Here is a 13050-nt window from a genome sequence, read left to right as displayed (position 1 = left end):
GAAATGATACGGAAGAGAAGCTGGCAGAGATTTGGTGTGATATCTTGCATGTGGAAAAAGCGGGAATCAATGATCATTTTACAATGATGGGCGGCCATTCATTGAATGCCATGGAGCTGATTGCCAAAATAAAAGAGGATATGAATGTTGACATTCCGTTACATTTATTTTTTAAGCTCGCTACCATAAAGGAGTTAAGTGATTTTATTGAATCCAATCAAGAAGAGTTTTCAGACGACAATGTTGTGGAAAATACAGCAGATCCGGAACATATGCATGAAAGCTTTCCTCTTACAGGAATTCAATTGGCATATTTGGTCGGAAGGGATGAAACGTTCGAAATCGGCGGAGTGGCGACCAATCTGACTGTCGAATTTGAAGCCGATGTTGATTTGAATCGATTTCAAACGGCATTGCAAAAATTAATTAACAGGCATCCGATTCTCCGCACCATCGTCTTTGAAAATGGAACACAAAAAATACTTGAAGAAGATCTGTGCTATACGATCGAAACCCTGGATGTAAGACATGTAACCAAACAAGAAACAGAAGCAAGGATTTTGAAACAGCGGGAGAAAATGACCTCCAAAATCATCGATCCTAGTGTATGGCCGCTGTTTGAAATCAAAACGTTTATTTTGCCGGAAGGAAAAAAATATTTTTTCCTCAATGTAGACCCGTTAATTTGTGATGACAGCAGCATGAAAATTTTGATCAGGGAGTTTAAACAATTTTATGAAAATCCCGGTCTGCAGCTTCCCTCCTTAGATTACAGCTTCAGAGACTATGTTTTGGCTTCGCTTGAATTTAAGCAAACGAACAGATATAAAAAAGACAAACAATACTGGTTGGATAAACTGAACAATTTTCCTAGCGCACCTGAGCTGCCTCTGACATATGATCCCGCTAATGTGACGAAGCCTACATTCAAGAAATTTTCGACATTTTTAGAACAGCATACATGGACCGAATTAAAGAAAAAAGCAAGAACCAAAAATCTTACACCGACATCCGTCCTTTGTGCAGCTTACGCTTATATTTTAGCCTATTGGAGCCGGCAAAATCATTTTGCCATTAACTTAACCGTATTTAACAGAATGCCGTTTCATCCAGATGTGAAGAACATGGTCGGGGATTTCACGACTTTAATGCTGTTGGACATTAATGCAGAAGATGGAATGAATTCTTTTTGGAACTTCGCTTTAAACGTTCAGGATACACTTTTGGAAGCACTTGAACACAGACATTATGACGGTGTTGATGTCATAAGGAACATCGCGAAAAAGAATGGCATGAATAAAAAGGCTGTCATGCCCATCGTGTTTACGAGTGTGCTGAGTGAAAATCCCGAAGATTCCTTTGATCAGCTGGTCGATTTTGATAAGATTCATTTCTTTAGCACAAGAACGTCCCAGGTGTACATTGATAACCAGGTTTATGAAATCAACGGCGGCCTGTATATCACATGGGATTATGTTGAGCAGATATTTGACCATGACGTCATTACATCCATGTTTAACCAGTTTATTGACGTCATCAACCAAGTCGTTTCCTGTGAGGAAGTATCAAATATCCAAATTGATGAAAAGAGCCGCAAAATTATACAAGATTACAATGATACAGATCAAAATTTCAATACGCTGCCATTGCACGAACTCTTTATCAATCAGGTGAAACAAGGGCCTGACCGCATCGCGGTAAAGCATCATGAACAATCTATGACATATCGGCAGCTGGACGAAACATCCAATCAAGTCGCAAGATATTTAATCGAAAAAGGAGTAGAAAAAGGCGATTATATAGGCGTTATAGGCAAAAGAAGCATAGGCACGATGATCAATCTGCTTGCTGTATTAAAGTCGGGTGCAGCCTATATTCCCCTTGATCCCGATTATCCGGAGGAAAGGAAGGAGTATATTAAATCAAAAAGCAATTGCAGATTCTTTATCAGCCATGACATTTATGAATATGAAAATATTGAGCGCTTCTCGAAAGAACCGGTTGATCAAAAAGTCAATCTCGAGGATATGGCATATGTCATATTTACATCCGGAAGCACAGGCAAGCCAAAAGGCGTTCAGATTACTCATGGAGCCGCTGCGAATACCATTCTCGATATCAATGAAAAGTTCGGCGTCTCAGAAAACGATAAAATAATGGGCATTTCCTCGTTGTGCTTTGATTTGTCGGTTTATGACGTATTTGGCGCTTTAAGCAGCGGGGCCGCTCTAATCATCATTGATGATCAAAGAGATGTATTCCGCTTGAAAGAGACAGTGGAAAAAGAGGAAATCACAATATGGAACTCTGTTCCTGCGCTGATGGGAATGACGGCTGACTTATATCATGACAGCGAACACAACCATCATGTAAGGCTTGTGCTGCTCAGCGGAGACTGGATACCGCTTCAGCTGCCTGAAAACATAAAGAAAACGTTTAAAAAGGCAGAAGTGATCAGCCTGGGCGGAGCAACAGAAGGATCCATCTGGTCGATCTACTACCCTATTCGAAAAATCGAAGATAGCTGGAAAAGCATTCCTTATGGGAAACCGCTCGCCAATCAAAAAATATATGTACTCAACCAGCATAAGCAATTGTGTCCTGTCGGTGTGGAAGGAGAGCTGTATATAGGCGGATTGGGAGTGGCAAGCGGCTATATCCATGACAAAGAAAAAACGGACCGGTCATTTATATGCCATCAAGAACTGGGCTATATCTATAAAACGGGTGATTACGGCGTATTAAAAGAGGATGGCTATGTAGAATTTCTCGGAAGAAAAGACAGCCAGGTGAAGATCAGGGGGTACAGAGTGGAATTGGGGGAAATTGAAAACACCCTCCTTAGCCATGCCGACATCAGGAAGGCAACGGTCATTGACCATCAAAACCTGGATGGCATCAAGAATTTATATGCCTTTGTTGTTGCAGAAAAAGAGATTAGTCAAAAAGATGTAAAGGGATTTTTGCAAAATACTCTGCCTGATTATATGATTCCGGTGAAATTTGTGAACATTGACGAAATTCCGCTCACTGTCAACGGAAAAATCGATAAGCGCAAGTTGCATCAATTGGCTGAAGAGCAAACAGGAGATGAAGGCACCTCAGGCGCATGCATAGAGCCGGAAAATGAAACACAGGCCATGCTCCTGGAGATTTGGAAGGACATATTCGGCCTGGACAGCATCAATCTCAACGTCAGCTATTATGAAATAGGCGGGGACTCGCTCAAGGCCATTTCGATGATTTCTGAAATCAATAAAAAAATGAATGTTGAAATGCCGATAGGCGAAATCTTTAAAAATGACACGATTATCGCTTTAGATCGCTATTTAAAAAGCAGAAAAGACCAACATATTGAAAATACGATTAAGAAGGCGGCTGTTAAGGAATATTACCCGGCATCACCGGCCCAAAAAAGAATGTACATGCTTTCCATGATGGAGAATGAAAGGGGAGCCTACCATATTCCGATGGCGCTTCTTGTCGAAGGGCGGATCAACCCTGTCCAACTAGAGAATGCATTTCAAAAGTTTTTGCAAAGACACGAAATTTTGCGAACCGGGTTTGACATTCTCGACAATGAACTTATCCAAAATATATATGATGACGTCGAATTTAAGATGGAATATGAACGCCTGGACGATTCCATAGCGGATCAACATGCTTTAATGGAAGCAACAAGCGCTTACTGCAAAGAATCCACAAGGCCTTTTGATCTAAGCCGGCCTCCTCTCATGAGGGTGAAGCTGATTACAATCAGCGAAGACAGGCACATATTGGTGATTAATTTTCATCATATTGTTGCCGACGGCGTCTCCCAAGGCATACTGATGAACGAAATTCTGGAGCTGTACACTGGTGAACCACTGCCGGAAGCCGGCGTCCAGTATAAAGATTATGTGGAATGGCATCATACTTTTCATCAATCCGCAGCGATGAAAAAGCAAGAGAAATTCTGGCTGGATGTCTATCGCGATATACCTGCGAGGCTGGATTTTCCTTATGATGATAAAAGGGAAAACATCGAAACGTTCGAAGGAAGCAACATATATTTAAACATCGATCAAAAGCTGTCAGAACATATAAGAGACTTAGCGAAAAACACAGGAACAACCCTTTATATGGTGATGTTAAGCGCATATTATGTGCTTCTAAATAAATATACGGATAAAACGGATATAGTTGTGGGAACGGCGGCCGCAGGAAGACTGCATCAAGATCTGCAAGATGTTTTCGGCGTTTTTGTCAATACGCTCGCTTTACGAAACAAGCTCGACACTTCAAAACCATTTAGGGAATTTTTGAACGAGACGAAAAATCATACGATTGCGGCCTTTGAACATTCCGAATATCAATTTGATGATTTAATCCGCAAGCTCAACATCAAAAGAGAGCCTAATCGAAATCCTTTATTTGACACGATGTTTGTTCTGGAAGATGCAAGGATGTTCACCAAACAGAAAGGCGATGTGAAGCTCAGTCCGATCATCTTCGAATTAGACAATGCCAAATTCGACATGACGTTTAATGTTTTAGACTTTGAACAAGAGATCATGTTGAATATTGAATACTCGACGAATTTATTCAAGGAAGCAACCATCTCAAGAATAGCGGAAAATTACCTCGGTATTTTAAGAGAAATATCGGCGAATCCTGACCTGGCGCTGGATCAAATCGGGATGATGTCGCGCGGGGAAAGGCAGATGCTATTGCAGGAGTTTAACAATACAAAGGTCGATTATCCAAAAGGAAAGACAATCCATCAGCTGTTTGAGGAGCAGGCGCAGCGGACGCCGGACCAAACGGCAGTTGTTTTCGAACATCAAAAACTGACGTACCGGCAGCTAAATGAAAAAGCAAATCGACTGGCGGGACTGTTAAGGGAAAAAGGCGTGCGTCCGGATACGCTCGTCGGGATCATGATGGAGCGTTCGACTGATATGATCGCCGCGATGATGGGAATCTTAAAGTCCGGCGGAGCTTATTTGCCTATTGATCCTGAATACCCGCTTGAGCGGATCAAGTACATGATGGATGACAGCCGGGTCAAATTCATTCTGACTGATGATCCGCATCGAAAGGGCCTTGAGGCAGACACGATCGAGTTCATTGATATAGGGGATGAAAGAATTGATGATCAAGATCCTTTTGACATTGCCAATGTAAATCAATGCGGCGATCTTGCATATGTGATCTATACTTCCGGATCAACAGGGAAGCCAAAAGGAGTGATGGTCGAACATCATTCTTTAGCCAACTTGTGCCACTGGCATCAATCCCGTTATGACATCAGCGAAAATGATAATAGTTCGATTTATGCAAGCGTCAGCTTCGATGCTTTTGTCTGGGAGCTCTTCCCTTATATTACGGCGGGAGCATCCGTTCATGTTTTGAATCATGAAACGAGATTGGATGTTGAAAAATTAAACCGCTATTTTCATGAGCATCATATTTCGATTTGCTTTTTGCCGACGCAAGTCTGCGAACAATTTATAGCCCTTGACAATCATTCTTTAAGAATCCTGTTAACGGGCGGAGATAAATTAAACATATATAAAGAAAAGAACTATCAAATCGTAAACAATTATGGACCGACAGAAAATACAGTCGTTTCCACAAGCTTTACCATTGACAAGACCTATCAAAATATTCCGATCGGCAAACCGATCGATAATGTCCAAGCATTCATCTTGAATCAGGACAATAAGCTGTGCCCGCTGGGGGCTGTCGGCGAGCTTTGCATAGGCGGTGAAGGGTTGGCCCGCGGATATTTGCACAGACCCGAACTGACAGCGGAAAAATTCATCCCGCATCCGTTTACTCCCGGAGAAAGAATGTACCGGACAGGGGATCTTGCAAAAATATTGCCTGATGGAAACATTCAGTTTTTAGGGCGGGTTGACCAGCAAGTAAAGATACGCGGCTACCGGATTGAGCCCGGCGAGATCGAAAGCAGGCTCCTCGAGCATACGGATATTGATGAAGCGGCGGTCATCGCAAGAGAGGACGGAGACCATGACAGCTACCTTTGCGCATATGTAGCCGCCAAAAAAGAAATCAAGCCGGAAGAACTCAGAAGCTTTTTAAAGAAAGACCTTCCGGATTATATGGTCCCTGCGCACTTTGTCAAGCTTGACCGGCTGCCGCTTACCGTGAATGGAAAATTGGACAAGAATAGACTGCCTGCGCCTGACCGAAGCGGCGGAATGGATATAAGCTATGAAGCGCCGCGGGATGAGACGGAAGAAAAACTTGCTTCCATTTGGGGAGAAGCTTTAGGCATTGAAAACATCGGGATCAACCATAATTTCTTTGAAGCCGGCGGACATTCGCTCAAAGCCGCCGCATTATTGTCAAACATTCACAAAGAACTGAAAGTAAAGGTGCCGTTAAGACAAATATTTGAAACGCCGACGATTAAAGGGCTTAGAGAAAGTATCGCTTCAACAAGGAAAAGTGCTTATCCATCGATCGCCAAAGCGGAAGAAAAACCTTATTACCGCCTGTCTTCAGCGCAAAAAAGGCTGTTTATCCTCAATCAAATCGAAGGCGGCGGAATCAGCTATAACATGCCTTTTGCCATGACGATTGAAGGCGATTTTGATATCCGGCGATTTGAGAATGCCTTGAAACACATGATTCAAAGACATGAATCTTTTAGAACCTCCTTTTTGATGATCGACGGAGAACCAGTGCAAAAGATTGAAAAAGAGCTTGATTTTCAAGTGGCATACAGTGAGATCGGTGCAGAAAAGCCTGAAGACAAAATAAAAGATTTCATCAGACCGTTTCATTTGCAAAAAGCGCCGCTTGTCAGGGCGGAAGTCTTAAAAATGAATGAAAACAAACACCTGATGATGTTTGATATGCACCATATCATATCAGACGGCGTGTCAATGGACATTTTTATGAAAGAATTGTCGGCCTTATATGAAGGAAAAACGCTGCCGCCATTAAAGCTTCAGTATAAAGACTATTCTGAATGGGAAAAAGGCATTGTTCAGCATCATGAGCTGAAAAAACAGGAAGCGTATTGGCTGAATGTATTTAAAGGTGACATTCCGGTATTGAACATGCCGACAGATTATAAAAGGCCGCTCACCCAAAGCGCTGAAGGAGATACCGTAACATTGACGATCGAAAGAGAAACGCTCGCCAAGCTGCAAAACGTGGCGAAAGAAAACGGAGTTACGATGTACATGCTTCTTTTAGCGGGGTATACAGCGCTGCTTTCCAAATATACCGGACAAGAAGACGTCATCGTTGGGACGCCGGTCGCGGGAAGAAGACATGAGGATATCCATCATGTCATCGGAATGTTCGTCAATACCCTTGCGATCAGAAATCATCCTGAAGGGAACAAGACTTTCAGAAAGTACTTAAATGAAGTAAAAGAAAACACGCTGCTGGCTTATGAAAACCAGGATTATCAATTCGAAGAGCTTGTAGAAAAGGTCAATATCCAAAGAGATATGTCGCGCAACCCGCTGTTTGATACGATGCTTGTGTACCATAACACAGCTGTAAAGCCGTTTGAAGCAAATGGGCTGAGAAACAAAATGGTTGGGATCGAGCGCGGTATTTCCAAGTTTGATATAACGGTCAATGCAAGCGAATCTGCCAACGGCTTGATATTGGAAGTAGAATATTGCACGGCTTTATTTAAAAAAGAAAGAATAGAAAGATTAGCGGAACATCTGATCAATTTATTGCAAAAAGCAGCGGAAAATCCGGATATTGAACTAAATCAAATTGATGTCTTAAAAAAGGCTGAACGAAATAGGATTCTGCAAGGATTTAATCGCACAGACGGAGCGTTCTGCAAAGAGAAAACGATACCGCAGCTGTTTGAAGAACAGGCGGAAAAGACTCCAGATCACACGGCGGTCGTTTTTGCAGATGACAAGATCACTTACAGGGAACTAAATGAAAGGGCGAATCACCTCGCCTCCATTCTGCGTGAAAAGGGAGTAGGCCCGGACATCGTGGCGGGCATTATCACCGAAAGGTCAATCGAAATGATTGTCGGCATTATGGGCATATTGAAAGCGGGAGGAGCCTATTTGCCGATCGATCCCGAATACCCGGAGGAAAGAAAAAGGTACATGTTAAAGGACAGCCGGGCCAAGGCAGTATGTGTGAGCGGTGATGCCCATCCGGGTGAAGATTTTAACGGAGAAATCATCAGGCTTGATCAATTGCATACGAAAGACCATACAACCAGCATGAAGCATCTTATCAACCCGCAAAATCTGGCATATGTCATTTACACATCAGGATCTACCGGAAAACCGAAAGGCGTAATGATAGAGCATCATAGTGTGAATAATTTGGTTCAGGGGCTGAATGAAAGAATTTATCAGCATCTCAACTCCCATTTACACGTAGCATTGGTCGCGCCGTATATATTCGATGCCTCTGTCAAACAAATCTTTGCATCGCTCCTGCTTGGGCATACCCTCTACATCGTCCCGAGAGAAGCGAGCTTTGACGCCATGAGCTTAATTGACTTCTACGAGAAAAACAGAATCAATGTATCTGATATGACGCCTGCTCATGTAAACATGCTGACTTATATAAACAAAATGGAACGGGATTTGGCTCTCGATGAATTGATCGTAGGAGGGGATTCGTTAACGCCTGAGCTGGTCGAGGGGCTATTCGAAAAGCTTCCGGGCCTGAAGTGCAATATTACAAACGTATACGGTCCGACAGAGTGCTGCGTTGACGCAGCGTCATATCAAATCGAATTTGGACAACCGGCGCCAAGGCCGTCCATTCCGATCGGCAGGCCGCTTTTTAACACACAAATATATATCGTCGACAAGGAACATAATCCTCAGCCAATCGGAATTGCCGGAGAAATGTGCATATCCGGAGAGGGCGTGGCAAGGGGTTACCTAAACCAGCCTGAGCTTACGGCAGATCAATTTGTCGATCATCCATTTGAGCCTGGCAAAAAAATGTATAAAACCGGAGATTTGGCCATGTGGCATCCGGATGGGAATATTGAGTTTTTAGGAAGAGCCGACCATCAGGTGAAAATTCGCGGCTACAGAATAGAGCTCGGTGAAGTGGAAAATCAATTACTCAGACACGAGGACATAAAAGAAGCGGCAGTGCTTGCCAGAAAAGATCAAAATCAAAACCGTTATTTATGCGCCTATATTACAGCTGAGGAGGATTTGACGGCCGAGGCTGTTCGACAGTTCCTGGAAAAAGAAATTCCCGATTACATGATCCCTTCATATATTGTCAAGCTCGATGAGCTGCCTTACACATCAAGCGGCAAAATAGACAGAAAGGCGCTGCCGGAACCTGGCGGCAATCTAAGCGCGGGAACGGAGCTTGAACCGCCGCGAAATGAAATCGAACGAAAGCTGGTGCAAATCTGGAGAGAGATTCTTGGTGCAGAGGATATCGGAATCAGCCACCATTTCTTTGCATCAGGGGGAGATTCAATTAAGGCGCTGCAAATTGTGTCAAGGCTGGCAAGACTGAACCTGAAGCTTGAGATGAGGGAACTGTTTGCCCATCCAAAAATAAAAGATCTCAGCAAATATATAAGGAAGGAAACAAAAGAGCAAAGCCATAACGAAGCCGTTACAGGTGAAACAGAGCTGCTTCCAATACAAAAAAGATATTTTGCGAAAAACAAAGAGGAGCCCGACCACTTTAACCAGTCATTTATGCTCTTTAGAAAAGACGGCTTTGACGAAAATGATGTAAGAAAGGCCTTCAATAAAATATTGGAGCACCACGACGCGCTGAGGATGATCTACAAAGAAAAAGACGGCGAAATCATTCAATTGAACAGGGGCTACCAGGACAACCTTTTCGGTTTGGATGTGCACAATATCAAAGGGATAGAGCATCAAGCGGAAAGGGTCCATGAACTGGCGGCCGATATACAAAAGAAATCATCTATAAAAGATGGAAAATTGGTGAACCTCGCTATCTTTCAAGCAGATGAGGGAGACCATCTTCTTATTGTGATCCATCACCTTGTCGTTGACGGGGTATCGTGGAGAATCATCTTTGAGGATTTCGAAACATTGTACACTCAGGCAGCAAAAGGCGAAAGGCTTGATATCGGATACAAAACGGATTCCTATCAGGCATTCGCCCGTCAATTGAAGGCGTATGCCGCCGGCCGGAAGCTGTTGAAGGAAAGAGAGTATTGGCGAGAGACGGCAAAAGCCCATGCTCCATTTATTCCTGAAAATAAAATGCTGGAAAGAGATACATTTGAAAACAGCACGACATTCAGCATCACACTCGACAAAGAGACAACCTCGGCTCTGTTGAGAAAAACAAACAGAGCGTACAACACGGAAATCAACGACATTTTGTTAACGGCGTTATTATCCGGAGTCAGGGATATGACCGGCGAAAACAAACTGAAGGTCATGATGGAAGGCCACGGCAGGGAAGACATTCTGGAAGGTGTTGATATCAGCAGAACGGTTGGCTGGTTCACAACGGTCTACCCGGTATTCCTGAACTTGGGTGAAGAAAAAGAGCTGTCCCGAAACATCAAAATGGTTAAAGAGTCGTTGAGAAAAATACCGAATAAAGGGATAGGCTACGGTGTCTTAAAATACCTGACCCGGGAGCTGGATGAATTAAACGAAGTCCGTGCGCCAATTTCTTTTAATTATTTTGGAGAAATGAACGAGCTGAACCGAAACGTATTTTCTCAATCGCCATTGCCATCCGGCGAAAGCGTCGGAGGCAAAGTCTTGCGGCACTGCCCGATCGAAATGAATGCTATCGTGACAAACGGCGAATTGACCATATATACAACATTTAATCAAGAACAATATCACCCAAGCACAATCCGTCAATTCAATCAAACATACAAGGAAAACCTTGAAAAGATAATTGCTCATTGCGCAGCCAAAGACATCATTGAGATGACACCTTCTGATTATGGCGACGCTTCGCTGAGTCTCGAGGAACTGGAGAACATCAAGAACAAGTACAGTTCATGTCACATCGAGAAGATTTACCCGCTTGCCAATATGCAAAAGGGGATGCTCTTCCACGCCATGGAGGATCACACGTCCGGCGCGTACTTCCAGCAAATCGTCTTTGATTTAAAAGGCAGTGTAAATGCGGCCATTTTAGAAGATAGCTTTAATGAGATTGTAAAGAGACATGAGATCCTGAGAGCATCATTTGAATACGAAATCGTCGAGGAACCGAGGCAGATCATTGCCGCCGAGCGGAAAATAGCTTTTACATCGATTGACCTGAAAGAAAAGAGCCGTGCTCAGAAGCAAATGCTAATCGAAAAATATCTAAAAGAAGATCAAGAAAAAGGATTTGACCTGAGCAGCGAATCTCTGATGAGAGTATGTTTGATCAGAATAGATGATGAATCATATCAACTCATTTGGAGCCATCATCACATATTGCTGGACGGCTGGTGTCTGGGGATCATGGTAAGCGAGCTGTTCAACATATATGGAAAAAGGATGACGGGTGACATCCTTCAATTAGAAGCTCCGAAACCGTACAGCGACTATATCAAATGGCTGGAAAAACAGGATCAAGATGAAGCGAAGGAATATTGGCAAACATATTTGGATGGATATGAGACCCGAATCGAACTTCCAAAACGGCATCATCGCAAAAATACTGAAGAATATTGTGGTGAAGAAAAAGTCATAGCATTGTCAAAAGATCTTACAAAGAAATTGACTCAAATCGCAAATCAAAACAATGTAACGATCAATACCGTCCTTCAGGGCATTTGGGGCATTGTTTTGGCCAAATACAACAAAGCAGAAGAAGTGGTGTTCGGAACCGTCGTATCGGGACGGGAAGCCAAGGTAGACGGTATCGGCGGAATGCTTGGACTGTTTATTAATACAATTCCAACCAGAATCAGGTTCGGCGGCAAGAGCTTCAAGGAAGTATTGAAAATAACCCAGGCCGAGTCCCTTGAAAGCAATCGATACAGCTATATGAATCTATCAGAGCTTCAAGAGCTGAGTGAGCTGAAAAGAGAGCTGATCAGCCATGTCATGGTATTTCAAAATTATGCATTTGATCGGCATCTGTTGAACAATATCGGCGACATCGGCTTTGAACTGAAGAGCGTACACGGAAAAGAGCGGACAAACTATGATTTTAATATGATCGGTGTTTTGGAAGAAGACAGGCTGACGCTGAAAATTGCGTATGATCAAAATGTCTATGATCAAATCATGATTGATAACATAGAAAAGCATGTGATAGCCGTCGCAGAACAAGTGGCTGAACATGAGGAGAAGACATTAAGCGAAATCGATCTTGTGTCAGACGAGGAAAGAAACAGGCTGTTATACGAATTCAACAATACGAAAACCGATTATCCAAAAGACAAAACGCTTCATCAGCTGTTTGAGGAACAGGCGGAGAAAACCCCTGATCATACAGCAATCGTATTCGGCAGCCAGCGGATGACGTACAGGGAGCTGAACGAAAAAGCAAACCAGGCAGCCAGACTGCTCAGGGATAAAGGCATTAGCGCCGGCTCTATTGCGGCGATCATCACAGAGCGCTCTTTCGAGATGATCATCGGCATCATGGGGGTGTTAAAAGCAGGAGGAATGTACCTGCCGATCGATCCGGAAACGCCGAAGGACAGAATCGATTATATTCTGGAGAATAGCGGTGCTGAATTGGTGCTGACCAAAGAACCGCTGCTTGAAAACGTTGCGATTGAGACGGTTGATCTGTGCGCAAATGATTTGCAGATACAAAGCGTGAAAAACCTTCGGCCAGTCAATCGTTCGAGTGATACAGCCTACATTGTCTATACATCAGGCTCAACCGGAACGCCAAAAGGCGTGGTCATCCCGCACTACAGCGCGGTCCGGGTCGTGAAGAACACCAATTATATTGATATCCGGCATGACGATGTCATCCTCCAGCTGTCCAACTATTCGTTCGACGGGTCGATATTCGATATTTTCGGTGCTCTTTTAAACGGCGCCACACTCGTCATGATCGAGAAAGACACGGTGCTGAATATCAGCGAACTCGCAGAAGTGATCAACA

At 43.4% G+C, this 13050-nt stretch carries 1 protein-coding gene; it reads left to right on the top strand.

What is annotated here, in order from left to right; all coding sequences use genetic code 11:
- A partial coding sequence (locus BTR1S_RS21125; protein WP_061781688.1) for a non-ribosomal peptide synthetase occupies positions 1-13050 on the top strand: 13050 nt, incomplete at both ends.

Source organism: Bacillus sonorensis NBRC 101234 = KCTC 13918 (assembly GCF_001592005.1).
In the GTDB taxonomy this organism is placed as follows: Bacteria; Bacillota; Bacilli; order Bacillales; family Bacillaceae; genus Bacillus; species Bacillus sonorensis.
Note: the sequence above shows the minus strand (reverse complement) of the source record. Positions and strands in the feature narration are given on the sequence as shown.